Annotated in this window: 27 protein-coding genes and 1 riboswitch; of the genes, 8 read left to right on the top strand and 19 right to left on the bottom strand. The window is 72.4% G+C overall.

Annotated features, from left to right (window positions below):
* Positions 1 to 268: 268 nt before the first annotated feature.
* Entirely contained in the window at positions 269 to 1,255 is a 987-nt protein-coding gene (locus tag IF06_RS0117495; protein ID WP_030272238.1) for a tyrosine-type recombinase/integrase, read from the top strand.
* On the opposite strand, the gene IF06_RS0117490 is transcribed toward IF06_RS0117495, so the two are convergent.
* Entirely contained in the window at positions 1,245 to 2,273 is a 1,029-nt protein-coding gene (locus IF06_RS0117490) for a beta family protein (protein WP_232236708.1), read from the bottom strand. The genes IF06_RS0117495 and IF06_RS0117490 overlap by 11 nt on opposite strands.
* A gap of 103 nt (positions 2,274 to 2,376) precedes the next feature.
* On the opposite strand from IF06_RS0117490, the gene IF06_RS0117485 reads away from it, so the two are divergent.
* Both IF06_RS0117485 and IF06_RS0117480 read left to right on the top strand, forming a co-directional pair.
* Complete coding sequence (locus IF06_RS0117485; RefSeq protein WP_030272234.1) at positions 2,377 to 3,396, top strand: hypothetical protein; 1,020 nt, start codon at positions 2,377 to 2,379, stop codon at positions 3,394 to 3,396.
* Positions 3,397 to 3,489: 93 nt separating this feature from the next.
* Positions 3,490 to 4,356, top strand: coding sequence for a bifunctional 5,10-methylenetetrahydrofolate dehydrogenase/5,10-methenyltetrahydrofolate cyclohydrolase (locus IF06_RS0117480; protein WP_030272232.1), 867 nt, complete (start codon positions 3,490 to 3,492; stop codon positions 4,354 to 4,356).
* Between the two features lie 4 nt (positions 4,357 to 4,360).
* Here the strand turns inward: IF06_RS0117480 and IF06_RS0117475 are convergent, their stop codons facing one another.
* Positions 4,361 to 5,140, bottom strand: coding sequence for an endonuclease/exonuclease/phosphatase family protein (locus IF06_RS0117475; RefSeq protein WP_013476774.1), 780 nt, complete (start codon positions 5,138 to 5,140; stop codon positions 4,361 to 4,363).
* Positions 5,141 to 5,314: 174 nt separating this feature from the next.
* On the opposite strand from IF06_RS0117475, the gene IF06_RS0117470 reads away from it, so the two are divergent.
* Positions 5,315 to 6,088 carry a sulfite exporter TauE/SafE family protein gene (locus IF06_RS0117470; RefSeq protein ID WP_176739673.1) on the top strand — a complete coding sequence of 258 codons (774 nt, stop codon included), beginning with the start codon at positions 5,315 to 5,317 and terminating at the stop codon, positions 6,086 to 6,088.
* Positions 6,073 to 6,876 carry a GNAT family N-acetyltransferase gene (locus IF06_RS0117465; protein WP_030272228.1) on the top strand — a complete coding sequence of 268 codons (804 nt, stop codon included), beginning with the start codon at positions 6,073 to 6,075 and terminating at the stop codon, positions 6,874 to 6,876. The genes IF06_RS0117470 and IF06_RS0117465 overlap by 16 nt, the downstream gene beginning before the upstream one ends.
* Here the strand turns inward: IF06_RS0117465 and def are convergent.
* Positions 6,856 to 7,365, bottom strand: a complete 510-nt coding sequence (gene def, locus IF06_RS0117460; RefSeq protein ID WP_030272226.1) for a peptide deformylase — start codon at positions 7,363 to 7,365, stop codon at positions 6,856 to 6,858. The genes IF06_RS0117465 and def overlap by 21 nt on opposite strands.
* A 99-nt stretch (positions 7,366 to 7,464) precedes the next feature.
* Here def and pip point away from each other — a divergent pair, with 99 nt between their 5' ends.
* Entirely contained in the window at positions 7,465 to 8,415 is a 951-nt protein-coding gene (gene pip, locus IF06_RS0117455) for a prolyl aminopeptidase (RefSeq protein ID WP_030272224.1), read from the top strand.
* Between the two features lie 35 nt (positions 8,416 to 8,450).
* Here the strand turns inward: pip and IF06_RS0117450 are convergent, their stop codons facing one another.
* Positions 8,451 to 9,644, bottom strand: a complete 1,194-nt coding sequence (locus IF06_RS0117450; RefSeq protein ID WP_013286362.1) for a chorismate-binding protein — start codon at positions 9,642 to 9,644, stop codon at positions 8,451 to 8,453.
* 123 nt (positions 9,645 to 9,767) lie between these two features.
* On the opposite strand from IF06_RS0117450, the gene IF06_RS0117445 reads away from it, so the two are divergent.
* Positions 9,768 to 9,968: a DUF5999 family protein gene (locus tag IF06_RS0117445; protein WP_013286363.1), complete on the top strand. Its 201-nt coding sequence runs from the start codon at positions 9,768 to 9,770 to the stop codon at positions 9,966 to 9,968.
* Positions 9,969 to 10,062: 94 nt separating this feature from the next.
* Here the strand turns inward: IF06_RS0117445 and gcvP are convergent, their stop codons facing one another.
* A complete protein-coding gene (gene gcvP, locus IF06_RS0117440) occupies positions 10,063 to 12,885 on the bottom strand; it encodes an aminomethyl-transferring glycine dehydrogenase (RefSeq protein WP_030272223.1) in 2,823 nt (940 codons plus the stop codon).
* A 73-nt stretch (positions 12,886 to 12,958) separates the two neighbouring features.
* A riboswitch (glycine riboswitch) is annotated at positions 12,959 to 13,049 on the bottom strand.
* Positions 13,050 to 13,106: 57 nt separating this feature from the next.
* Positions 13,107 to 13,949 carry an NAD-dependent protein deacetylase gene (locus IF06_RS0117435; protein ID WP_030272221.1) on the bottom strand — a complete coding sequence of 281 codons (843 nt, stop codon included), beginning with the start codon at positions 13,947 to 13,949 and terminating at the stop codon, positions 13,107 to 13,109.
* A gap of 88 nt (positions 13,950 to 14,037) precedes the next feature.
* Between IF06_RS0117435 and IF06_RS0117430 the strand changes: the two genes are divergently transcribed.
* Complete coding sequence (locus IF06_RS0117430; RefSeq protein ID WP_013286366.1) at positions 14,038 to 14,694, top strand: NAD(P)H-binding protein; 657 nt, start codon at positions 14,038 to 14,040, stop codon at positions 14,692 to 14,694.
* A gap of 49 nt (positions 14,695 to 14,743) precedes the next feature.
* Here IF06_RS0117430 and IF06_RS0117425 read toward each other — a convergent pair whose 3' ends face one another.
* The 13 genes from IF06_RS0117425 to IF06_RS0117365 form a co-directional block, all read right to left on the bottom strand.
* Positions 14,744 to 15,424, bottom strand: coding sequence for a DivIVA domain-containing protein (locus tag IF06_RS0117425; RefSeq protein ID WP_013476766.1), 681 nt, complete (start codon positions 15,422 to 15,424; stop codon positions 14,744 to 14,746).
* The gene (locus IF06_RS0117420) at positions 15,421 to 16,587 is read right to left on the bottom strand and encodes a globin domain-containing protein (RefSeq protein WP_013286368.1); all 1,167 of its coding nucleotides are present in this window, start codon (positions 16,585 to 16,587) and stop codon (positions 15,421 to 15,423) included. The genes IF06_RS0117425 and IF06_RS0117420 overlap by 4 nt, the downstream gene beginning before the upstream one ends.
* Before the next feature lie 2 nt (positions 16,588 to 16,589).
* The gene (locus IF06_RS0117415; protein WP_013286369.1) at positions 16,590 to 16,979 is read right to left on the bottom strand and encodes a group I truncated hemoglobin; all 390 of its coding nucleotides are present in this window, start codon (positions 16,977 to 16,979) and stop codon (positions 16,590 to 16,592) included.
* A gap of 436 nt (positions 16,980 to 17,415) precedes the next feature.
* Positions 17,416 to 18,009: a MerR family transcriptional regulator gene (locus tag IF06_RS0117410; protein WP_013286370.1), complete on the bottom strand. Its 594-nt coding sequence runs from the start codon at positions 18,007 to 18,009 to the stop codon at positions 17,416 to 17,418.
* 216 nt (positions 18,010 to 18,225) lie between these two features.
* Positions 18,226 to 18,690 carry a bifunctional nuclease family protein gene (locus IF06_RS0117405; RefSeq protein ID WP_036311069.1) on the bottom strand — a complete coding sequence of 155 codons (465 nt, stop codon included), beginning with the start codon at positions 18,688 to 18,690 and terminating at the stop codon, positions 18,226 to 18,228.
* A 211-nt stretch (positions 18,691 to 18,901) separates the two neighbouring features.
* The gene (locus IF06_RS0117400) at positions 18,902 to 19,603 is read right to left on the bottom strand and encodes a MerR family transcriptional regulator (protein ID WP_174361714.1); all 702 of its coding nucleotides are present in this window, start codon (positions 19,601 to 19,603) and stop codon (positions 18,902 to 18,904) included.
* 50 nt (positions 19,604 to 19,653) lie between these two features.
* The gene (locus tag IF06_RS0117395; RefSeq protein WP_007071101.1) at positions 19,654 to 20,106 is read right to left on the bottom strand and encodes an FHA domain-containing protein; all 453 of its coding nucleotides are present in this window, start codon (positions 20,104 to 20,106) and stop codon (positions 19,654 to 19,656) included.
* A 216-nt stretch (positions 20,107 to 20,322) separates the two neighbouring features.
* Complete coding sequence (gcvH, locus tag IF06_RS0117390; RefSeq protein ID WP_013286373.1) at positions 20,323 to 20,703, bottom strand: glycine cleavage system protein GcvH; 381 nt, start codon at positions 20,701 to 20,703, stop codon at positions 20,323 to 20,325.
* A 54-nt stretch (positions 20,704 to 20,757) separates the two neighbouring features.
* A complete protein-coding gene (locus IF06_RS0117385; protein WP_013286374.1) occupies positions 20,758 to 21,696 on the bottom strand; it encodes a DUF881 domain-containing protein in 939 nt (312 codons plus the stop codon).
* Positions 21,697 to 21,706: 10 nt separating this feature from the next.
* Positions 21,707 to 22,039 carry a small basic family protein gene (locus IF06_RS0117380; RefSeq protein WP_007071104.1) on the bottom strand — a complete coding sequence of 111 codons (333 nt, stop codon included), beginning with the start codon at positions 22,037 to 22,039 and terminating at the stop codon, positions 21,707 to 21,709.
* Positions 22,036 to 23,001: a DUF881 domain-containing protein gene (locus IF06_RS0117375; RefSeq protein WP_030272215.1), complete on the bottom strand. Its 966-nt coding sequence runs from the start codon at positions 22,999 to 23,001 to the stop codon at positions 22,036 to 22,038. The genes IF06_RS0117380 and IF06_RS0117375 overlap by 4 nt, the downstream gene beginning before the upstream one ends.
* The gene (locus tag IF06_RS0117370) at positions 22,998 to 23,636 is read right to left on the bottom strand and encodes a CDP-alcohol phosphatidyltransferase family protein (protein WP_013286376.1); all 639 of its coding nucleotides are present in this window, start codon (positions 23,634 to 23,636) and stop codon (positions 22,998 to 23,000) included. The genes IF06_RS0117375 and IF06_RS0117370 overlap by 4 nt, the downstream gene beginning before the upstream one ends.
* A 307-nt stretch (positions 23,637 to 23,943) precedes the next feature.
* Positions 23,944 to 24,414 (bottom strand): MarR family transcriptional regulator, encoded by a 471-nt coding sequence (locus IF06_RS0117365; RefSeq protein WP_013286377.1) that lies wholly within the window; start codon positions 24,412 to 24,414, stop codon positions 23,944 to 23,946.
* Positions 24,415 to 24,418 lie beyond the last annotated feature (4 nt).

Below are 24,418 nucleotides of genomic sequence, written 5' to 3'. Positions count from 1 at the left end.
CCCACGAGGCGACCCGCGCATCCCCCGCCGAATCCCACCTCGCTCCACCCACCGTCCGCCGATCATGAAGTTGGCGGCGACAAATTGGACGGCACTCCCCGGCCAACCTCATGATCGCCGGAGCCGCCGCCGGTTCGCCGATGTGGCTGCATCGGAGCACTGGGATTACCGCCATCTCGGCGAGATGGAGTTGATCATGGCTTTGATCGCCCGCGCTCCCCTGATGTGCCTCCTGACGGGAACGCGAGAATCATGCATAATATCCCTTATGCATGACAAACCGGACGAAACGGTGGGCGCTCTTATTGAGGAGTTCCTGACCGCCCGGGCCACCCGTAAGCCCTCCCCCCACACCCTGGCCGCATACCGGAGGGACCTGACCACTGTGGCCGAGCTGGTGGCGGCGGACGGTGACGCCTCTCCCCTGCGCCTAACGGTCAGCACCCTCTCCCCCAAGGTGATGCGCGCGGCGTTCGCGCGGTTCGCCGCTCCCCGCGCCGCCGCGTCGGTCCATCGTGCCTGGTCGACGTGGAACAGCTTCTTCACGTTCCTGGTCGCCGAGGGTGTCGTACCGGGGAATCCGATGCCGGCGGTGGGGCGGCCCCGCACGCCGCTCCCCCGGCCCAAGCCGCTGCGGGGCGAGGACACCCCGGAGGAGTTGCTGGCGGCGGTGGCCCGGGCGGAGGGCCGGCAGCGTGATCCGTGGCCGGAGCGCGACCTGGCGGTGCTGGCGCTGGCGTTGTGCGCGGGGTTGCGGCTGTCGGAGCTGCTGGCGCTGCGGGTGTCGTCGGTGGCCGGGCGCGACGGTGAGCGGCGGGTGGACGTGGCGGGTAAGGGCGGGCGGCCGCGCACGGTGCCGATCGAGGACGCCGTGGACCGGGTGCTGGCGGGTTACCTGGACAGCCGGCGGTTCCGGTTCGGGTCGCGCAGTGTGCGGCCGGATTCGCCGTTCCTGGTGGATCGTCAGGGTGAGGCGTTGCGTCGGGGTGGGCTGCAGTACCTGGTGGAGTCGTGTTACCGGCGGGCGGGCATCGGTGACCGGGTGCCGCGGGGTGCGCGGTTGCACGCGTTGCGGCACACGTTCGCGACGCGGTTGGCGGAGGTCGGGGCGAGCGCGGCGGAGATCATGCGGTTGCTGGGGCACGCGTCGTTGGCGTCGTCGCAGACGTACATCGAGGTGACGGCGGGTCAGCAGCGGGCGGCGGTGGCGGCGAACCGTACCAACCGGGCGTTGTCGGGGTTGGTCAAGCGATAGCTGTCAGGCCGAGCTGGTCGGCGACGTACGACAGGTGGTGCGACGTTGCCCAGGCGATCCATTGGGTGGCGGTGCCGGGGCCGGCGTGGCGGGAGGCGCGCAGGGCGATCTGCTCGTCGCCCCAGGAGAAGTGACGCCCGGTGCGCGGCCAGTGGTCGGCGGCTACAAGGGCCTGGCAGATGTCGTAGATGCCGGTGTTGCCGCTGCCCTTGCCGTCGCGCGGCGCACGGTAGGTCCACCAGGCGTCCTGGTGGGTGTAGCGGATGTTGGGTGCTGGCCCTCGGGGTCCGAAGCCGGCGCCGGGGTAAGTGACGCCGTAGTCGGCGAACTGGATGTCGTGGTCCTTGAGCCGCTGCCAGAGGTCGAAGTCCCGCCTGCGGAGCGGGATGGCGGTGTGGGCTGGTACGTGGGAGATCGTGGCGGGCATCGCTCCGGCGGCGACGACGACCGCCTTCCAGGGGTGGCGTCCGGCCCACACGAGGTGTTTGCGGACGAGGGGTTCGGCTGTCGTGAGGTGCCGGTCGGATGCCACCTCGGCGACGTCGATGACGAGGGTGCAGTTCTCGGGTTGCAGTTCGGTGGCGGATAGGACGTGGCTCAGTCGTGCGTCGGTTTCGGTGTCGTCCGGTTCGGTGTGGTCGGCGGTGAGCCGGAGAACGCCACCGTAGGGCGCGGCGGAGTAACGGACGTCGGCCAGTTGTGCGGGGGTGTCGTTCAGGTGGGCGACGGGCAGCGCGGGGATCCCCCACGGATGCAGGTCGTCCGCGATGTCCCGGAGTGGTCGGCGGGTGCCGGTGGTGGGCTCGGGGAGGTGGCGCACGTCGACGGCGATGACCATGTCACGCGGGATGCTGTCCTGTGCGCGTTGACTGAAGGTGCACGCGTCAGTGATCGGACCGTGCTTGGAGGGTGGCAGGTCGAAAATCGGGAGGATGTGTGGTGCGAGTTCGTCGGGGACGTGGCTGACGGCCTGGAGTTCGGCTTGGCGCCCCTTGAGGATCGGGTGGTATCCCGTCATTCGCATCGCCCCACACGATTTCGACGACAGTCACTTACGTCGATGGTCCACGTTCTGTGTCCGATCGACAACCATGCGTGTTCATATTGATTGGGGGCGGCGGATGCGGGTGGGTGCGGCGCGGGCGGTGGCTGTCGGGTGGGTGCGGGAGCGGATGCGCGTCGACCCGTCGATCGAGGGGGCGTTGTTCAGCGGGTCGACTGTGGGGTTGCCGGACGACGCGGTGCTGCCGGTGTGGTCGGACGTGGACGTGCTGCTGGTACGCCGGGAGCCCGGTGTGAAGGTGGGCAAGTTCGTGCACCGGGGGGTGCTGCTGGAGGTCAGCACCGTCACGTGGGAGGAGTTGGGTGGCCCGGAGGACGTGCTGGGGTCGTGGGTGTTCGCGCCGATGTTCCGTACCGATGGGGTGATCGCGGATCCGTCGGGGCGGCTGGCCGCGGTGCGGGAGCGGGTGGCGGCGGGGTTCGCGGATCCGGTGTGGGTGCGGGAGCGGTGCGCGGGGGTGCGGCGGCGCATCGAGGCCGGGTTGCGGGCGGTGGGCGGTTCGGCGCCGGTGGCGGAGCAGGTGCTGGCGTGGGTGTTTCCGACGTCGTTGCTGGCGGTGTGGCCGGCGGTGGCGGGTCTGGCGGATCCGACGGTGCGGCGGCGGTACGTGCGGGCGGAGCGGGTGCTGTCGCGGTTCGGGTTCGCGGATCGGTACGCGGGCCTGCTGGACACGCTCGACGGCGGCGGGGTGGGTGTGGACGCGGCGCGGGTGCGGGAGCATCTGGCCGGGTTGGCGGTGGTGTTCGACGAGGTGTCGCGGTTGCCGCGGGAGGGGTTCGCGTTCGGGGCGGATCTGGGCGCTGCGGGGCGTCCGGTGGTGTTCGACGGTGCGGCTGAGCTGATCGAGGCGGGCCGGCATCGGGAGGCGATGTTCTGGGTGCTGGTGACGTGGGCGCGGTGTCATGTGGTGTCGGGCGTGGTGGCGCCGGAGTGGGAGCGGGCGTTCGGGGCGGTGCTGGCTGATCTGGGGGTGGCGTCGGCGGCGGATCGGCGGCGGCGGGCGGACGGTTTGCTGGCGGCGTTGCCGGGGTGGCAGGCGGTGGTGGATGCGGTGGCGGTGGAGGCTGTGGCAGGCTGAGGGGGAACGCGACTGGCGGCACGGGGATGGGTGAACCATCGGGGAGCTCGTCGCGGGGGTCGACCGCCTGGGCCTCCGCGGGCGAGGTGTCGTATGTCTTCTGCGCGGTTGTTGCCGGGTGCCCCGGTGGCGGAGCAGGTGTTGTCGGAGGTCGCCGCGTCGGTGGCGGAGCTGCGTGCGGCGGGGGTGACGCCGGCGCTGGCGACGGTGCTGGTGGGTGACGACGACGCGAGCGCGGGCTACATCCGGATCAAGCAGCGTCAGGCGGCGGAGCTGGGGTTCGTGTCGCCGCACGTGCATCTGCCGGCGTCGGCGTCGCAGGCGGATCTGCATGCGGTGCTGGCGGATTTCAACGCGGACAAGACGGTGCACGGCGTGCTGGTGCAGTATCCGATCCCGGGTCACCTGGACTACGACCGGGCGTTGGCGGAGCTGGATCCGGACAAGGACGTGGACGGGATGCATCCGGTGAACATGGGCCGGCTGGCGTTGGGGCTGCCGGGTCCGTTGCCGTGTACGCCGGCGGGGATCGAGGCGTTGCTGGCGTTCCACGGTGTGCCGGTGGCGGGCCGGGAGGTGGTGATCCTGGGCCGGGGTGCGACGTTGGGTCGGCCGTTGGCGATGTTGCTGGCGCAGAAGCGGCCGACGGCGAACGCGGCGGTGACTGTGGTGCACACGGGGGTGGCGGACTGGCCGCGGTATACGCGGCGGGCGGAGATCCTGATCGCGGCGGCGGGGGTGCCGGGGATCGTGCGGCCGGAGCATGTGCGTCCGGGTGCGGTGGTGGTCGGTGGTGGGGTGCGGTACGAGGGGCGGCGGTTGCTGCCGGACGTGGACGAGTCGTGTGCCGAGGTGGCGGGGGCGATCACGCCGCGTGTGGGCGGGGTGGGTCCGACGACGGTGGCGATGTTGTTCCGTAACGCGGTGGAGGCGGCGCGGCGGCAGAGCGGTCTGGGCTGAGCGGTCAGCCGAGGTCGACGACGAGGGGCCGGTGGTCGGAGATGGTCGCCAGCGGGGTGTGGACGGCGGTGACGGCCGGCAGCCGGTCGAGCCCGTGGCGGTCGGCGAGGATGTGGTCGAGCTGGACGCGGGGTTGCCCGGCCGGGTAGGTGGGGCGCCGCGCGAGGGGCTGCCAGCGGGTGAGCGCGGCGGCGGGTCCGGCGGGCAGGTTGAGGTCGCCGAGCAGGATCCGGGGTGCGGGCAGGGTGCGCAGGACGCGCACGACGCGGCGTAGTTGCCAGATGTTCCAGCCGGGCACGAAGGACAGGTGGGTGGCGGCGACGGTGAGGGGGCCGTGGGGGGTGTCGAGGACGGCGGCGAGCACGACGCGGGGTTCGTCGCGGAGCAGGACGAGTCCGCCGCCGGGGCCGGGTGCGTAGATGGGTGAGCGGACGGGGGCGGCGCGCAGCCGGGTGACCTGCCAGGAGCGGACGGGGTGGCGGCTGATGAGGCCGATGCCGTAGAGGGGTTCGCCGTGGCCGTCGTCGTCGTGGGTGAGGGGGCGGAACTGTTCGCCGGGGGTGCCGACGACGGCGGCGGCGAAGCGGTGGTGGTCGGCGTGCAGGGCGCGGGCGGCCACGGCGGTGAGGTCGAGTTTGCCGCTGCGGGTCTGGTCGCGGTCGACTTCCTGGAGGGCGAGGACGTCGGCGTCGAGGTCGGTGACGGCGGCGGTGAGCCGGTCGGGGTCGACGAGCCCGTCGGTGAGGGATCGGCCGTGCAGCAGGTTGAAGGTGGCCAGGCGCACCTGGACACCCTACGTCGTCGTGGGAGTCTTGCCGGGTGCTGAAACTGCTGTGCTGTTCGATGCTGGTGTTCGTGGCGGTGGGGTCGGTCGGGGTGTGGTTGCGGCGTCGCCGGGGGCGGTGAGGCTGGCCACAGGTGGTCTCGTCGCTGGTGGCGGCGTGGGCAGAATGCGTCGGTGGATGCCCTGTCGTTGACGACGTTGCTGACCGCTGCCCTTCTGGCGGGGTGGGTGGACGCGGTGGTGGGTGGCGGCGGTCTGTTGTTGTTGCCGGCGTTGCTGGTGGCGGCGCCGGGTGTGCCGGTGGCGACGGCGTTGGGCACGAACAAGCTGGCGGCGATCTTCGGTACGTCGACGGCGGCGGTGACGTACGCGCGGCGCACGAAGCTGGACTGGGCGGTGGCGGGTCCGGCGGCCGGGTTGGCGGTGTTGACGGCGGGGTTGGGTGCGGCGTTGGCGGGTGCGGTGCCGGGTAGCGCGTACCGGCCGGTGGTGCTCGTGGTGCTGGTGGCGGTGGCGGTGTTCGTGCTGGCGCGGCCGTCGCTTGGTGTGGTGGCGTCGCCGCAGCGGCGGACCCCGGCGCGGGTGGTGGTGGCGGTGGCGGTGGCCGGTCTGGGTATCGCTCTGTACGACGGGTTGATCGGGCCGGGTACCGGCACGTTCCTGGTGCTGGCGTTCACCGCGATTCTGGGTTCGGATTTCGTGCATGCCTCGGCGATGGCGAAGGTCGTGAACGCGGGCACGAACCTGGGCGCGCTTGTGGTGTTCGGGTTGACCGGGCACGTGTGGTGGGCGTTGGGCGCGGCGATGGCGGTGTGCAACGTGGTGGGGGCGGCTGTGGGCGCGCGGATGGCGTTGCGGCGGGGCGCCGGGTTCGTGCGGGTGGTGCTGCTGGTGGTGGTGCTGGCGCTGGTGGCCCGGTTGGGTTACGACCAGTGGACGGCGGGCTGATCGCGGTGGCGGTGCGGGCGGAGCACGACCGGGCGGTGCTGGCGGGTCTGCTGGGCCGGGATCCGGTGTTGCACGCGTACCAGTTGGGTGATCTGGACGATTTCTTCTGGCCGTACACGTCGTGGTTCCGGCGTGGCGACCAGGTGGTGTTGCTGTATCACGGGGTGGAGTTGCCGACGTTGCTGGCGTTCGCGGCGCCGGAGCGGGTGGCGGAGCTGGCCGGGTTGCTGACGGAGGCGGCGCCGGTGTTGCCGGCGCGGATGTGGGCGCACCTGTCCCCCGGTCTGGAGGCGACGCTGGGCCGCTGGTTCGTGGTGTCGGAGGCGGCGGCGCATCACCGGATGGCGTTGACGGATCCGGGGCGGCTGGCGGCGGTGCCGGCGGTGGGTGAGCCGTTGGGGCCGGCGGACGCGGCGGAGCTGGCCGCGTTGTACGCGGTGGCGTATCCGGGGAACTGGTTCGATGCGCGGATGCTGGAGACGGGCCAGTACGTGGGGGTGCGGGAGCACGGCCGGCTGGTGGCGGTGGCGGGGGTGCACGTGTTCTCGCCGCGCTGGCGGGTGGCGGCGCTGGGGAACGTGACGACGCATCCGGATGTGCGGGGTCGTGGTCTGGGTGCGGGTGTGGTGGCGGCGTTGTGTGCCCGGCTGCGCGCGTCTGTGGATCATGTGACGTTGAACGTGCGGGCGGACAACGCGGCGGCGGTGCGGTTGTACGAGCGGCTGGGGTTCTCCCGGGTGGCCGGGTTCACCGAGTGCGCGTTGACGTCAGCGGCCGCGGCTGGGTGAGTCGAACCGGCCGGCGCGGATCTCGCGCAGGGCCCGGCGTCGGGTGTCGCCGCGCAGGGTGTCGACGTAGAGGCGTCCGCGCAGGTGGTCGGTCTCGTGTTGCAGGGCGCGGGCGAGGAAGCCGCTGCCGGTGACGGTGAGCGGCTCGCCGTGCTGGTCGTAGCCGTGGGCGGTGGCGTGCAGCGCGCGCGGGGTCGGGAAGTACAGGCCGGGGATGGACAGGCAGCCCTCCTCGTCGTCCTGGAGTTCGTCGGACACCTCCAGCGTGGGGTTGATCATGTGGCCGCGGTGGCCGTCGGCGTCGTAGACGAACACCTGGGCGTTGACGCCGATCTGGGGTGCGGCGACGCCGGCGCGGCCGGGTGCGCCGAGCAGCGTGTCCATCAGGTCGGTGACGAGGGCGCGCAGTTCGGCGTCGAAGCTGGTGACGGGTTCGCTGGGGGTGCGCAGCACGGGGTCGCCGATGATCCGGATGGGGCGCATAGTCATGTCCGGAAGGCTATCCGTTGCTTACCGCTGCGCGGGGGGCACCCGCCGGGGCGGTGGGGCTCGTAGGGTGTGCGGACACTGTCGCAGGGAGGCCGCCGCATGTATCCGCCGATCGAGCCGTACGCGCACGGGATGCTGGATGTCGGGGACGGGCAGCGCGTGTACTGGGAGACGTGCGGCAATCCGGACGGGCGGCCGGCGCTGGTGGTGCACGGTGGGCCCGGTTCGGGGGCGGGCGCGTCGTGGCGGCGGCTGTTCGATCCGGCCGCGTACCGGATCGTGTTGTTCGACCAGCGTGGTTGTGAGCGCAGCACTCCCCCGGCGTCGGATCCGTCCACTGACCTGTCGGTGAACACCACCGGGCATCTGCTGGCCGACATGGAGCTGCTGCGCGCGCATCTGGGGATCGGCAGGTGGCTGCTGTGCGGCGCGTCGTGGGGGTCGTCGCTGGCGCTGGCGTACGCGCAGCGGCACCCGGGGCGGGTCAGCGCGCTGGTGCTGTTCAGCGTGGTCGCCAACACGAACCGGGAGATCGAGTGGGTGACCCGGGACATGGGCCGGGTGTTCCCGCAGGAGTGGGCGCGGTTCCGTGGCGGGGTGCCCGAGGCCGACCGTGACGGTGACCTGTCGGCGGCGTACGCGCGGCTGGTCAACGACGCGGACCCGGCGGTGCGGGAGCAGGCGGCGCGGGACTGGTGCGACTGGGAGGACGTGCACGTGTCGCTCGCCGGTGGGTTCGCGCCGGATCCCCGGTTCGACGATCCGGTGTTCCGGTACGGGTTCGCCCGGCTGGTGACGCACTACTTCGCGAATCGGGGTTTCCAGCCGGACGGGCAGGTGCTGCGCGACGCGGGCCGCCTGGCGGGCATTCCGGGGGTGCTGGTGCAGGGCCGGCTGGACGTCAGTGGGCCGCCGGACATCGCGTGGCTGCTGACCCAGGGCTGGCCGGACGCGCGGCTGGAGATCGTGGAGTCCGGCGGTCACGGCGGCGGGCACGGCATCGGCGAGCGGGTCGTCGCCGCCCTCGACGAGTTCGCCACCGCCGGCTGAGCCTCCGCGAGAAGGCCGGGCCGCCGGGCGACCCGTCAGCCGGCGAGCAGGGCGCGGATCGGGGCGGCCTTGGCGGCGGCCTCGGCGACCTCGGCGGCGGGGTCGCTGTCCCAGGTGATGCCTCCCCCGGCCCACAGGTGCAGCAGGTTCCCGTCGGCGGCGGCGGTGCGGATGGTCAGGCCCAGGTCGAGGCGGTCGGGTCCGACCCAGCCGAGCGCCCCCATGCTCGCGCCGCGGCCGACCGGCTCCAGCGCGGCGATGTGGGCCAGGGCGGCGTGTTTGGGCGCGCCGGTGACCGACCCGCCGGGGCAGACCGCGCGCAGCAGGTCGGCCAGGCCGAGGCCGTCGGCGGGCGCCGCCGACACCGTCGACTCGGCCTGCCACAGGTCACACCAGCGGCGTACGGCGAACAGCTCGTCGACGCGTACCGAGCCGGTGCGGGCGACGCGGGCCAGGTCGTTGCGTTCCAGGTCGACGATCATGACGTGTTCGGCGCGTTCCTTGGCCGAGGTGAGCAGGTCGCGGCGTCCGGCGGGCGTGGCCGGGCGGGTGCCCTTGATGGGGCGGGTGACCAGCCGGCCGTGTTCGACGGCGATGAGGGTTTCCGGGGAGGCGCAGCCGAGGGCCCAGCCGGGGCCGTGCAGGGTGCCGCCGTAGCGGGCGCCGGGTAGCGCGGCGAGGCGGGCCAGCGCGGGCAGCGGGTCGCCGGTGTAGCCGGCGGCGGCGTGGCCGACGATGTTGACCTGGTAGACGTCGCCGCGGGCGATGGCGTCGCGGACCGCGGCGACGGCGGCGGCGTGCGCGGCCGGGGTCCAGCTGTCCTGCCAGGGTCCGAGCCGCCACGGGGCCGGGGCCGGCGGCGGGGGCGCCGTGGGGCGGTCGGTGTGGTGGTAGACGACCACGACCAGGTCGGGCAGCGCCGGTGCGGGGCTGGGCGCGCCGGGCGACACGCCGAGGGTGTACGCGCCGGCGGCGGCTGACAGGTACAGCGCGGCGCCGCACACTCCGGCGTCGGAGTCGTGGCGGCCGGGCCGGGTGAGGTCGCCGCGGTCGATGCCGTGTGCGGCGAGGAAGCGTTGTGCCAGGTCGGCGGGGTCGCCGCCGTCGCCGACGGACCAGTGCAGCCGGGCGGTCTCGACGAGCCGGCGGCGGCATCCGGGCGGGGCGCCGGGAGCATCGACCTCCACCTGTGGGAGCGCTTCCACGACGTCCGGGCCGTTACGGGTCATCCGTTCAGCCCATTCTGGGTGAACAAGACGCATCCTTGCTCGTTGCCGCTCAGTTTTCCTTGGTACTGTGCGTCACTGGTCATGTGAACCATGACACAGTGCCCCCACAGTCCGGAGAACCCGATGTGTCAGCACCAGCCCACCTGCCCCTCCGCCGACGCGACCGACCGCGAGGCCGCCCGCGTACTCGCCTGCTTCCCTGAGCAGGGCTGGAGCCTGCTCTGCAACGGTGTCATCGTCTTCGAGGACACCGGTGAGCTGCTCCCCGACGGGCGCACCATCGCCCCGCACCGGGGTCCGGCCCGCCACGCCCTCGTCGCCTGAGCGATCACGCAGCGTCAGTGAGCGTACGCGCCGGTCATGACCGTCCGGCGCACCGGCCGGGGCGGCGAGAGCCCACCGCCCCGGCGTCAGCCGCTCAGTCCTCGAACGCCTCCGGCGCGGGGCACGAGCAGACCAGGTTCCGGTCGCCGTACGCGCCGTCGATGCGCCGCACCGGAGGCCAGTACCGGCCCGCCCGGTCCACACCCGCCGGGTAGGCGCCCACCGACCGCGGGTACGGGTGCGGCCACTCGTCGGCCGACACCATCGCCGCGGTGTGCGGCGCGTTGGACAGCGGATTGTCCCCCGCCGGCCACTCCCCCGAGCCGACCTTGTCGATCTCCGCCCGAATCGCGATCATCGCGTCGCAGAAGCGGTCCAGCTCGGCCAGGTCCTCGCTCTCGGTCGGCTCCACCATCAGCGTCCCGGCCACCGGGAACGACATCGTCGGCGCGTGGAAGCCGTAGTCGATCAGCCGCTTCGCCACGTCGTCCACGGTCACGCCGGTGGCCTTGGTCAACGGACGCAGGTCCAGGATGCACTCGTGCGCGACCAGGCCCTTGTTGCCGGCGTACAGCACCGGGAAATGCGACCGCAGCCGCGCCGCGACGTAGTTCGCCGCCAGGACCGCCACGCCGGTCGCGCGGGCCAGCCCGTCGGCGCCCATCATCCGCAGGTACGCCCACGGGATCGGCAGGATCCCCGCCGACCCGTGGTTCGCCGCCGAGATCGCCGGCCGCCCGTCGGCGCGCGCGCCGAGCGGGTCGCCGGGCAGGAACGGCGCCAGGTGCGAGCGCACCGCCACCGGGCCCACACCCGGGCCGCCGCCGCCGTGCGGGATGCAGAACGTCTTGTGCAGGTTCAGGTGCGACACGTCCGCCCCGAACCGGCCCGGCTTGGCGAACCCGACCAGCGCGTTGAGGTTCGCGCCGTCGACGTACACCTGACCGCCGGCGTCGTGGACCTTCGCGCACAGCTGGGCGATGCCGGTCTCGTACACGCCGTGCGTCGACGGGTACGTCACCATGATCGCGGCGAGCGCGTCCCGGTGCTTGTCGATCTTCGCGTCGAGGTCGACCAGGTCGACGTTGCCGTCGGCGTCGCAGCCGACCACCACGACCCGCATGCCGGCCATCACGGCGGACGCGGCGTTCGTGCCGTGCGCCGACGACGGGATCAGGCACACGTCGCGGTGGCCCTCGCCGCGCTCCCGGTGGTAGCCGCGGATCGCCAGCAGCCCGGCCAGCTCACCCTGCGACCCGGCGTTCGGTTGCACGCTGACCGCGTCGTAGCCGGTCACCTCGGCCAGCCAGCCCTCCAGCTGCGCGATCAGCTCCCGGTACCCGGCGGTCTGCTCGTCCGGCGCGAACGGGTGCAGGTGCGCGAACTCCGGCCAGGTGATCGGTTCCATCTCGGTGGTGGCGTTGAGCTTCATCGTGCACGACCCCAGCGGGATCATGCCGCGGTCCAGCGCGTAGTCGAAGTCGGCCAGGCGGCGCAGGTAGCGCAGCATCGCCGTCTCCGAGTGGTGGCTGTGGAACACCGGGTGGGTGAGGAAGTCCGACGTGCGGGCCAGCCCGTCCGGCAGGGCCGCGTCGGTGTCGCCGTCGAACCCGTCGACGCCGAACGCCCCCCACACCGCCTGCAGGTGCGCGGGCGTGGTGGTCTCGTCGCAGGAGACGCCGACCCGGTCGGCGTCGACCAGCCGCAGGTTCACGTTGCGCGCCGCGGCGGCTGCGACCACCTCGGCGGCCCGGCCCGGCACGGTCGCGGTGACGGTGTCGAAGAACGCGACCTCCGCGACCTGCACGCCCCCGGCGCGCAGCCCGGCCGCGAGCCGCGCCGCCGCCTCGTGGGTACGCCGGGCGATGGCGCGCAGCCCGTCCGGGCCGTGATAGACGGCGTACATGCCGGCCATCACCGCGAGGAGCACCTGGGCGGTGCAGATGTTGCTGGTCGCCTTCTCCCGGCGGATGTGCTGCTCACGGGTCTGCAACGCCAGCCGGTACGCCGGGTTGCCGTCGGCGTCGCGGGACACCCCGACGAGGCGGCCGGGCAGCATCCGCTCCAGGCCTGAGCGCACCGCCAGGTAACCGGCGTGCGGCCCACCGAAGCCCATCGGTACGCCGAACCGCTGGGTGGTGCCGGCGGCGATGTCGGCGCCGATCTCGCCCGGCGGGCGCAGCAGCGTCAACGCCAGCAGATCCGCGGCGACCGTCACCAGCGCGCCCACGCCGTGCGCCGCGTCGACAAGCGCCCGGTGGTCGCGGACCGCGCCGGAGGCGCCCGGGTACTGCAGGTGCAGGCCGAAGAACTCCGCCGGCAGCTCGTCACGCTCGACGTCGACCACGCGCACCTCGATGCCGAGCGGCTCGGCGCGGCTGGCGATCACCGCGACGGTCTGCGGCAACGCGTCGGCGTCGACCACGTACACCGGGCTCTTGCTCTTGGACGCGCGGCGCGCGAGCGTCATCGCCTCGGCCGCGGCGGTGCCCTCGTCGAGCATCGAGGCGTTCGCGGTGGCCAGGGCGGTCAGGTCGGTGACCATGGTCTGGAAGTTCAGCAGCGCCTCCAGCCGGCCCTGGCTGATCTCCGGCTGGTACGGCGTGTACGCGGTGTACCAGGCGGGGTTCTCCAGCACGTTGCGGCGGATCACCGCCGGGGTGTGCGTGCCGTGGTAACCCAGGCCGATCATGGACACGGCGACGGTGTTGCGCGACGCGAGGGCGCGCAGCTCGGCGACAGCCTCCCGCTCACTGGCCGGGGCGGGCAGGTCCAGGGTGCCGTGCCAGCGGATCACCTCGGGGATCGCGGCGTCCATCAGCTCGTCGACGGAGCCGTAACCGACGGTGTCCAGCATCCGGCGTTCGTCGTCGCGGCCGGGGCCGATGTGCCGGTCGGCGAACTGCTCTGCGATCATGCGCTGCGCTCCTTGGTGGGGCGAGGTCGACGGGTCGGCCTCCCCCTGAGTCGCGCTGACGCGCTCCACAGCGCCTGCCCACGTGGTCCTTTTGCCTGAGAGGTTCCGGGGAGAATCTGCCCCTTCGGCGCCGTCGGATCGACGGTCTCTCCCACGTGGGTGGTACCGGCACTTCCCACGCTACCAGCGGGCGTGTTTCCGGCTCATGTCCCGGGGGTTGATCACACCGGCGCCGGCGCCGCCGCCACCCGGTCGGCCAGCGCGCACAGCGTCGCGCCCAGCGGCGCGTCCAGGCGCAGTGCCGCGTACCCGTCGCCGCGGGTGACGCCCTGGTTGACGATCGCCACCGGGATGCCGTGGCGGGCCGCCCGCAGCACGAACCGCCGCCCCGACATCACCGTCAACGACGACCCGAGCACCAGCAGCGCCCGGGCCCGCTCGACGAGCGCGAAACAGTCCGCGACGCGGGGCGCGGGAACCGTCTCGCCGAAGAACACCACGTCCGGTTTCAGCATGCCGGTGCCGCAGACCCCGCAGTCGACGGCGCGGAACCCGGTCACCGCCTCGTCGGGCAGGTCCACGTCGCCGTCGGGGTTGACGCGCGCCACCCGCGCGTCGAAGCCCGGGTTCGCCTCGGACAGCCGCCGGTGCAGCTCGTCGCGGCCGGTGGCGTTACCGCAGTCCAGGCACGTCACCTCGTCGAGGCGGCCGTGCAGCTCGATCACGCCGGTGGCGCCGGCGGCGGTGTGCAGCCCGTCGACGTTCTGGGTGATGATCCCGCCGAGCAGCCCGGCGTCCTGCAGCCGGGCCACCGCCCGGTGCCCGTCGTTGGGCGCCGCCCGGGCGATGGTCTGCCAGCCCAGGTGGCTGCGCGCCCAGTACCGCCGCCGGGCCAGCGGATCCCGGGTGAACTCCTGGTACGTCATCGGGGTGTGCCGGCGCGCCGCGCCACTGGGCCCCCGGTAGTCCGGAATGCCCGACTCGGTGGACAGGCCCGCGCCGCTGAGCACCACCACGTCACCGGCGGCCACCAGCCGCGTCAACTCCTCGAACGCCTCACTCACCCGTCCATGCTCCCTCGCCGGACCCCGCACCTCCCACCCGTACGGCGGTCGCGCGGCGGGGTGCGGCCAGGCGGGCTAGGTTGAGCCCATGCGCGTCGTCATCGCCGGAGGGCACGGAAAGATCGCCAAACTGCTGGAGCGGGAACTGGCCGGACGCGGAGACACCGCGCTCGGACTGATCCGCAACCCCGACCACGCCGCCGCGCTGCGCGCCGCCGGCGCCGAACCCGTCGTGTGTGACCTGGAACACACCGACGTCGACACCCTCGCCGCCCACCTGGCCGGCGCCGACGCTGTCGTGTTCGCCGCCGGCGCCGGACCCGGCAGCGGCGCCGCCCGCAAGGACACCGTCGACCGCGGCGCCGCCGTGCTGCTCGCCGACGCCGCCGTACGAGCCGGGGTACGCCGCTACCTGCTGGTCTCCTCCATGGGCGTGGACACCGCCCCCGCCGAGGGCACCGACGACGTGTGGGCGGCGTACCTGCGGGCCAAGAAGGCCGCCGAGGACGACGTCGCCGCGCGGGACCTCGACGTGACGGTGCTGCGGCCCGGCCGCCTCACCGACGACGAACCCGCAGGCCGCATCACCCTGGCCCGGCACGTCGAAGCCGGCGCGATCAGCCGCGCCGACGTGGCCCGGGTGCTGCTCGCCCTGCTGTACGCCCCGGCCACCGCCGGGCACACCCTGGAACTCGTCGGCGGAGACACCCCCATCGCCGACGCGATCGCAGCCGTCGCCGCCTGACACCCGCCGGCGCGTCCCGGCCCGCCGTGCACACGGGCCGGGACGCCGCTCAACGCTGGTGCCGCGACAACGCCGGCTGCGGCGTGCCCCCGCCGCCCTGCGGCAACTCCCGCGCGATCCGCTCCATCGTGCGCGACAACTGCTCACTGCCGTCGTCGAGGTGCCGGGCCGCCGCCTGCATGTGCGAGATCATCATCTCGCCGAAGATCCGCAGCGCCTCACGCGTCGCCACCGAGTCGTCGAAGCCGCTCCCGGCGGTACTGCGGTACTCCGTCACCGCCCGCTCGGCCTCCCGCTTCGCCTCCTCCGCCGCCGCCCGCATGTAACTCTCGTACTGGGTACGGGCGTACTCGGCGACCCGGCGGGCATAGTCGTGGGCCTGCGCGATGATCTGCTCGGCCTCCCGCTGCGCCGCCGACAACAGGTTGACCTCCTTCGCCGCCGGCGCCACCGCCGCCTCCGTGCTCGGGATCACCCCGTGCCGGTGCAGCTCCAGATGGTCGTTGAGCCGCTCGTTCTCCGCCCGCAGGTTCGCCACCTGCGCCGCCAGCAGATCCAGCTCGTCGGCCACCTGCAACCGGAACCGGTCCACATCGGTCTGGTCGTAGCCGCGCCGCGTGAACGCCGCCGACCCGAACTCCCACCGCCGGACCCGGTCCGAGGTCAACCGCACCTGCACCGGACCGGACACCTGCTGCGCGTCGTAACTGCTGATCGGACCCGCGCTCACCGGCTCACCTCCGACTCGTCAGCCCCCGTCATCGTCCGCCACGCCGGGCCGTACCAGTGCTTGCCGTAACCCTCGTGGTGCACCTGGCCCGGCTGGAACCCGGCACCGGTCAACGCCGCCACCGAATGACCCACCATCTCGTCCGAGCCGCACACGTACACGTGCCGCGACCGCCAGTCCCCGTCGGCCAGCACCCGGTCGGCGATGCGCACCGACTCGCCCGGCCGGGCCGGATCCGCACCGGCCACGTACGACACCCGCAGCCACGGATGCGTCGCCGCCAGCTTGTCGATCGCCTCGCTGTCGTAGAACTCTGTCCGCGAACGGGCACCCACGTACAGGTCCACCCGCCGGCCCGAACCCTCCGCCGCGACCTGCTCCACCAGCGCCTTCACCGGCGCCCAGCCGGTCCCACCGGCCAGCAGCAGCAGATCCGACGACCCGGCCTGCCACAACGTCAACCGGTCGCCCACCGGCGACGCCAGGTGGATCTGGTCACCGGCCGCGCACCCGTACACCAGACGCGACGACACCACACCACCCGGCGCGGCCCGCACGTGCAGCTCCACCGTGCCATCCGGACGCGGCGCGTTCGCCGGCGAGTAGTACCGCCACGACCGCACCGCAGGATGCGACACCCCGATCGACTGGCCGGGCGTGAACGGCAACAGATACTGCGGGCGTACGGTCAGCACCGCCACGTCGAACGTGCGCTGCTCGTGGGTCAGCACCTCCGCCACCCACCACGGCGGCGACTTCGACTCCGCGGCCTGCGCGCCCTCGGTCATCACCTGCGCGACGAGCCCGTACGCGGCGGTCCAGTCGGCCGCCAGCTCCTCGGTCCACGCCTCACCGCAGAAGTGCCGCAACGTCGCCAGCAGCGCCTCACCGACCGCCGGGTAGTGCTCGGCGCGCACCGCGAACTTCCGGTGATCCGCGCCGAGGTCCCGCAGGAACCCGACCAGCCGGTCCACCTGGTCCACGTGGGACACCACATGCCCCAGCGCGGCCACCAGACGGTCCCGCTGCCCGGCCATGTTCGTGGGGAACATCTGCCGGGTCTCCGGATGCGCCAGGAACAGCGTCGAATAGAAGTAGAGCGGCACCTGGTCGCCGTGCGCGGCAACCAGGGACCAGCTCTGCTTGAGCCGTGCGACGTCCACGCTCAGGCGTCCCCCGCCGACACGACCTGCTCCCGCACCTGCCCGAGCACGACCTGCACATCGGCGATCACGTCCGCGGGCACGCCCAGCTCCACCAGCGTCGCGGTCAGATGCTCACCGACCTTCGCGTAGTGCTCACCGGTGATGTTCAGCGGCTGGTGCGCCTCCTCCAGGCCACGGCCCGCGTACTCGTTGGGACCGCCGAGCACGACCGCCAGCATCAGCGCCAGGTGCCGCCGCTGCTCCACCATGTCCACGTCGGCGAAGTAGCCGGCCAGATCCGGATCGGCCAGCACCTTGTCGTAGAACAGCTCCACCGCGGCCTTCACCGCGGCCGCGCCGCCGATGCGCTCGTAGTGGGAGATCGGGGTGGTCTCGCTCGTCACCGTCATGCTCGGTCCTTCCACAAGGGGTCCGCGGGCAGCGCCGCGGCAGGGGCTCGCCGTCCGGCGCGGCGTCACACAGCGTTCCGCCGTGACGTCGACACGCCGACGACCGGAACGGACCATAGCGCGCCCGCAACGACACTTCACGCCGACCCTGTCCTGATCCCGAGAACTGTCAATCACGGACAGTCAGCAACGCGGCCCGAGTCGATGGACGCACCGCAGCCGGTCACACACAGACTGTCAACACGCACGACGTACCGTCCTTTTCGGACATCACGCGCACACGTGCCGTGACCTGCACCGACTCTCACCCGGCCCGGTCCACACCGTCCGATCGCCTCAGCCCACAGGCGAGGACCACACCCCGTCACCAAAACACGAACCGCGCCGCACCCTTTTTCGGGCGCGGCGCGATCCCGTCAACGAGACGCGACGCAGGTCACCCGGCCCGGCGCCGCGCCCGGCGCGCCGCCAGCTCGTCACCCACCGACTCCGAGTCCGACTCCGGCTCCACCACCGGCACGGCCGGCTCCTGCCCACCCACCGGCTCCGCCGGCAGATGCGACAACGAACCCTGGATCTCCTTGAACGCGCCACCGATCGCGATGCCGAACACCCCCTGGCCGCCCTGCAACAGGTCGACCACCTCCTCCGGCGACCGGCACTCGTACACGGTCGTCCCGTCGGAGATCAACGTGATGCCCGCCAGATCGTCCACCCCACGCGACCGCAACGCCTCGATCGCCTTGCGGATGTTCTGCAACGACACCCCGGCGTCCAGCAGCCGCTTCACGACCTTCAACACCACCAGGTCGCGGAACGAGTACAACCGCGACGTCCCCGAACCCGACGCGTCGCGCACACTCGGCACCACCAGCGCCGTACGCGCCCAGTAGTCCAACTGCCGGTAACTGATCCCCACCGCCGAACACGCGGTCACACCCCGGTAGCCGACCTCGCCGTCACCGGCCGGATCGGCCCCCACACCCGCCTGCTGTTCCGCACCCGGACCAGGATCCCGTGGCTCGTGCATCCGGACCAACCTCCCCGCGCCCGTGGCGGTGCCGCGCCGACTCCCCGTACGCGCACCCCTCGACACGGCAACCCTAACGCCGCCCCCCGGACTTCACCCGCAGAAGACACCGCGACACGCCGCGCCACCACCCGGCAACAAAAACACACGGCGGCCGGCCGCCACCTGCCGTGACAACCACCGCCGCGCCGACCCCGGCCACCCGGCCGGGACACCTCAACCCGCGAAGTCCTCCGGACGCACCTGCTCCAGGAACTCCCGGAACTTCTCCACCTCGTCCTCCTGCTCGTCCGGGATCACGATCCCCGCCTCACTGAGGACCTGCTCCGCACAACGAATCGGAGCACCCACCCGCAACGCCAACGCGATGGAGTCACTCGGCCGCGCCGACACCCGCACACCGTCACCGAGGAGCAGATCCGCGTAGAACACGTTCTCCTTCAACTCGGTGATCTCCACCGCCCGCAACGGCGCCTGCAACGCCGTCAGCACATCCCGCAGAAGATCGTGCGTCAACGGCCGGGCCGGCTTGACCCCCTGCTGCTCATAAGCGATCGCCGTCGCCTCGACCGCGCCGATCCAGATCGGCAGATAGCGGTCCCCCTCGACCTCCCGCAGCAGGACGATCGGCTGGTTGCTCGGCAACTCCACCCGAACTCCGACCACGCTCAGCTCGCGCACCGCCGCCTCCGTGTCGTCGTCACCATGCACCGCGCCCTTCCCTGCACGGTACACGGACCAGGACACGGGAGTCCCACGCGCTACGTGCACCACGCCTCGCCGGACGGGCATACCCCGGCAAGCCTACGACACGCTCCGCCGACCAGATCTTTCCGCGCCCACCCACGACGAAGGGCCGGGCGCACACCGCACCCGGCCCCTCGCACCGACCTCACCGGCCCAACGTCGACCGCAGCCCCACCCGCACCAACGCCGCGTGCAACCGCTGCGACAACGCCAGCAACTCCCGCGCCGTCTCCGCCGCCCGGGCCCGCGCCGCCGGATCGCTCTGCCGCGCCAACGGCGCCACCAACTGCGCGAACAACCCGACCTCACGATCCGCCGCCGACCGGTACGCCCGCAGATGCCGAGGCTCCAGCCCGTACGCCGCCAGACCCGCCACCGCACTCGCGATGATCAACGCGTCCGCGTCGTACCACCCCGGCGGATCCGACACCAGCACACCCAGCCGCTCCAACTCCGCGAGCGTCGACTCGTCCACACCACTACGAGCGATCAGACCCGCCCGGTCCAGCCGCACCTCCGACGACTCGACCGACTCCACCGGCTCCCGGCCCGGAACCTCACCACCCGGACCCACAGCCACCAGATTCGGCCGCCCCCGCCCCGGCGACGGACCAGACCCGTCCCACTGGGCCAACTGCTCCCGGATCACCCGCAACGGCAGGTACTGATCCCGCTGCGCGGTCAACACGAACCGCAACCGCGCCACATCGTCCCAGCCGTACTTCCGATAACCCGCCGGCGTCCGCTGCGGCTCCACCAGGCCCTCGGCCTCCAGGAACCGCAACTTCGAGATCGTGACGTCCGGAAACTCCGGCCGCAACTGCGCCAGCACCTCGCCGATACTCATCAGCGCAGGCGCCCGCGCCGCCCCGGACGGCGTCGAAGCCGCAGGCTCGTTCACCCCCGGCCGGCCTCCTCCTCCGGGCGCGGACCGGCGATGAACACCACCCGGAACTTGCCGATCTGCACCTCGTCACCGTTGCTCAGCGTCGCCGCCTCGACCCGCTCACGATTCACATACGTGCCGTTCAGGCTGCCCACATCCCGCACCGTGAACGTCCCACCGTCACGGTGGAACTCCGCGTGCCGACGCGACACCGTCACGTCGTCCAGGAAGATGTCACTGTCCGGGTGCCGCCCACTCGTCGTCACATCGTGGTCCAACAGGAACCGGGCACCCGCATTCGGACCCCGGCGAACCACCAGCAACGCCATACCCGGCGGCAACGAGCCGGACATCCGGCTCGGCACCACATCGGTGTCCGGGCCCTCCAGCACTTCGTCGAGCGAGCCGAGATTGAGCGTCGAAGTGACGTCGAGCGGGGGGAACTCGTCGTCTGGGCGCGTCATGGGACCACCTCACGGATCTGTTCGGTCGGCGTCAGGGAATGGCGGGTCTGGCCGCCGGGCAACACCACACCCGGCGGCTGGCTCCCCGTGCCCGGGAAGGCGCATTCCGCAACGCTCAAACTATTGGTTCTCGGTCGACTGGGCGAGCCTAGCCAGCGCCGAAATGCAGGGCAACCGGACGCGCGGAACCTCGCCGCCGCCCGGAACAGCACGAACTCAGCTCTCGGTGAGCTCGCGGTACGCATCGGCGGTCAGCAGACCCTCGACCGCCGCCGGATCGTCCGGAGTGATCTCCACCAACCACCCCGCACCGTACGGATCCGTGTTGATCACCTCAGGGGTGTCGGCCAACGCCTCGTTGCGCGCCGCCACCGTGCCGCTCAACGGCGCGTAGATCTCCGACACGCTCTTCGTCGACTCGATCTCGCCCAGCGACTCACCCGCCGCCACCACCGCACCCGGCTCCGGCAGCTGAACGAACACGATGTCACCCAGGGCGTCCTGCGCGAAGTGCGTGATACCGACGCGGACGACACCACCGTCACCACCGACCACCCACTCGTGCTCGGCGGTGTACCGCAGATCCTCAGGAATCACCAACTGCGTCCTTCGTCATCGGTGCACCGGAGAAACCGGCGCGGCCGCGACCGGTCACGAGACCGGCCGGGCGTGGTCCAGCTTGATCGGCGCGTGCAGCTGCGAAACCTCCACAACCTCACGATCCTCGGAGGTCACGTTACCGCCGCCGTCCCGCACCGATGCGACCACCCCGCCGGGAATGTTCAACGCCGTACGCATCGTCGCCGGATCACCGATCACCATGATCGTGAACGGACCCGTCAACCGCCGCCCGTCCACCACCAGCGCACCGTCGGGCCCGTCCACGAAATACGTCGACGCGATGATCCGCGCCGCCGTACCGTCCGTGCCCTGGATCTGCATCGCCTCCGCGCCCGCACCCCGCAACTCCTGCACCGCGTCCAGGATCCGCGTCGACGACACCGCCTTCGCCGGCCCCGAGAACCGCACCTCAAGACCCGGACCCACCGCCGGCAACGTACCCGCCAGGATGCCCAGCTCGTCCGCCCGCCGCGTCGCCTCCTCCAGCGCCGCCTGCCGGCCCTGCTCACCCGACCGCAGCTGCCGCTGGCTCTCCTCCAGCAACTCGATCTCCTGGCGCAGCCGCCGCTCCCGCGAATCCAGATCCGACGAGATCCGCACCAGGTCCTCCTCCCGCGTCGCCGCGAGCGTCGGATCCGTCGACGTCGTCTTGAACTGCACCACCAGCGTGAAACCCAGCAACGCCAGCAACACCGCGATCATCGCGCCCGCCGACGAGAACCGCCGCGCCGCCGACGGCGCACCGGCACCGGCCGCCGCACCCGGCTCCGGCTCGGACTCCGGCACCGCCTCCCGCTCCGCGGGCTCCGCCGCCTCGTCCGGCACCGGCTCCACCGGCGCCAACGGGCTCAACTCGTCCGGATCGGGCGCGTCCGGGCGCGGATCCGGCTCACCCGCCGGACCCGACGGCCGCGCCGGCTCCCCCGGCCGCGGCCACCCGGTACCCGTCTCCCTGTGTTCCTCGCTCATCGCCACAAACCTACGCCCGGAACAGGTGCCGGCGGATCGCCGCCACATTTCCGAAGATGCGCACCCCGAGCACGACCACCACACCGGTGGACAACTGACCGCCCACGCCCAACTGGTCACCCAGGTACACGATCAGACCCGCCACCAGCACGTTCGAGATGAACGACACCACGAACTGCTTGTCGTCGAAGATCCGGTCCAGCTTCGCCCGCACCCCACCGAACACCGCGTCCAACGCGGCCACCACAGCGATCGGCAGATACGGCTGCAACGCCGCCGGCACCGTGGGGTCCAGATACACCCCGAGCACCACACCGGCGAGCAACGCCAGCACCGCGATCATCGGCCACCTCCCGAGGGGCTGGAAGAACCACCCGGGCCGGACGACCCGGGACTCGACGAACCGGCGCCACCCGAACCCGACGGGCGCGCGCTCGCGCTCGGACCCGGGCTCGCCGGAGGCTCGGCGTAGCGTAGCCGCGGCTGCGGCGCCGCCGGCAAGGTGAGGTCGTCGACCCGCTTCACCCCGAACGACAGACCCGTCGTCCGCGCCACCTCACGCATCAACGCCGCCGCCCGGCTCTCGTCGAACCGGTCCCGCATCGACCTCGGCCCGATCGCCTGCACCTCGTACGGGCCCGTCACCGGCCGGTAGTCCACCAGGATCGCCTCACCCGCCGAACGGATCGTCGACGTCGCCGTCAACCGCTGCCCGTTCACCGCCACCGCCTCGGCGCCCGCCGCCCACAACGCGTTCGCGACCTTCTGCAGATCCGAATACAGCACCCGGGACGGGCCCGCGTCCCCGCCGGTCACCCCGTCCTGGTCCGCCGCCGCGTCGGCCAGCCGCACCACCACGCCGTCCCCCCGCACCCGGGCCAGGCCGGTGCCCGCCTCCAGCGTGCGCAACCGGGACGCCTGCGAACCGCTCAACGCCGCGTCCCGCTGCCGGCCGACCTCCTCACGCAACTGCTCGGCGCGCTCGGTCAACCGGTCGGTCTCCGCCTCCCGCCCCTTGATCTCGGCGACCAGACCCGCCCGCGCCGTCGCGCGGCTCGGCTCCTCCGCCACCGTCTCCCGGTACGCCACCGCGAACAGGAAACCGATCAGCGCCAGCACCACCAGGCTCACCGGCCGGCCCAGCACCTCCCGCAGCCGCGACATGGAGCCCGTCGCCCGGCGCGCCGCCGCGTCCCCGTACCCCGGGTCCAGCGGATTGCGGAACAGCTCGGTCAGGAAGTCCGGGGCGTACACCCGGGTCGACGGGTCGCGTTCCTTGTCCCCGTCCCGTGACGGCGTCGTCATGCCGCCGCCTCCGTACGCCGCGCCCGCATGGCCCGCACGAGGCGGCTCGCCTGGACCACGTACATCGCGCCGGCGACCCAGTAGAGGACCAGGCCCCACCAGGCCAGGCCCCAGCCGATCGCGCCTGCGGCGGTGCCGGCGTCCGGCACCGCGTCGGCCAGCAGCAGGATGGGGAACGCCGCCAGGAGCAGGAACGTCGCGGTCTTGCCCACGTAGTGCACCGGCGGCGGGCCGTAGCCGTACCGGCGCAGCACCCCGAGGGACACCAGCAGGAGCAGCTCCCGGGCCAGCAGCGCGCCGGTGAACTGCCAGGGCACCACCTCGCGGGCGGTGAACGCGAGCAGCGTGGCGAGGATGTAGAGGCGGTCGGCCAGCGGGTCGAGCAGCTCCCCGAGCCGGCTCACCTGGCCCAGGCGGCGGGCGATCCAGCCGTCCACCCAGTCGCTGGTGCCGCCCACGGCGAGCACCGCGATGGCGGCGACGTCGGCCCGCACCACGAGGAACAGGTAGAGGAAGATCGGTACGCCGACGAGCCGGACGAAACTGATCAGGTTGGGCAGCGTGAGGACGCGGTCTCCCACGACCGTGGCGGTCCCGGAATCCGGTTGCTCCGCTGGAGCCGGCCGACGCGACACCGAACCCTCCCTTCGCAGCACGGTCCGGCAGCCGGATGAACGGCCGCTGGAGGGACGTGCGCGTTGCCGGCCGGTCAGACGCCGGCGCCCTCTGTGATCCCGGGCTGGGACCTCCCCGACGCGGCCCGCCCTCGTGGTGATCACGGGCCGCCCAGTTGCGCTGCCACTATATCGGGCTCGCCGCTCTCGCCCGGTGGCCCGCTGCGTCGTTGCTCAGTGGTGTCACGGTGGTGACCGTCACAACCGCTAAAGCGTCCTAGGACACTAGTTGAGCGGTGGGACGCAGGGCGGACATCGGTACGAGGGATCAGGCGGTACGGGCGGTCGAGTCCGAGCCGGCCTGCGGGGCGGTGGCCGCCGCGGCCTGGCTGAACGCCACCAGCGCCAGCAGCAGCTCGTGCTGCACCCGGTTGGGCATCCGGTCGAGCACGGCCTGCACCGCCCGGTGCCGTCTCTCCTGGAGGTCGCGCAGCAGCGTGTCGGCGGCAGCGGTCGGGATCAGCCGCACCTCCCGCCGGTCGCGCGGGTCCGCCACCCGGCGCAGCAGGCCGACCGCCTCCAGACGGTCGCACAACCGGCTCGCCGACGAGGGGACCACGTCCAGCAGCTCGGCCAGCCGGTTCACGTTGGTGTCCGGATGCGACACGATCAGCGACAGCACCCGCAGCTGGGTGGGCGAGACGCCGACGGTGTGCCGGGACGTCGCCGAGTCGAGCACACCGATGAGCGCCTCCGCAGCCGATTCGATGGCCGCGGCAAGATTCGGAGGTCGCTCCACTCGC

It is taken from the genome of Micromonospora globosa (assembly GCF_000717585.1).
GTDB classification, from domain to species: domain Bacteria; phylum Actinomycetota; class Actinomycetes; order Mycobacteriales; family Micromonosporaceae; genus Micromonospora; species Micromonospora aurantiaca.
This window is presented reverse-complemented; position numbering and strand designations above follow the sequence as displayed.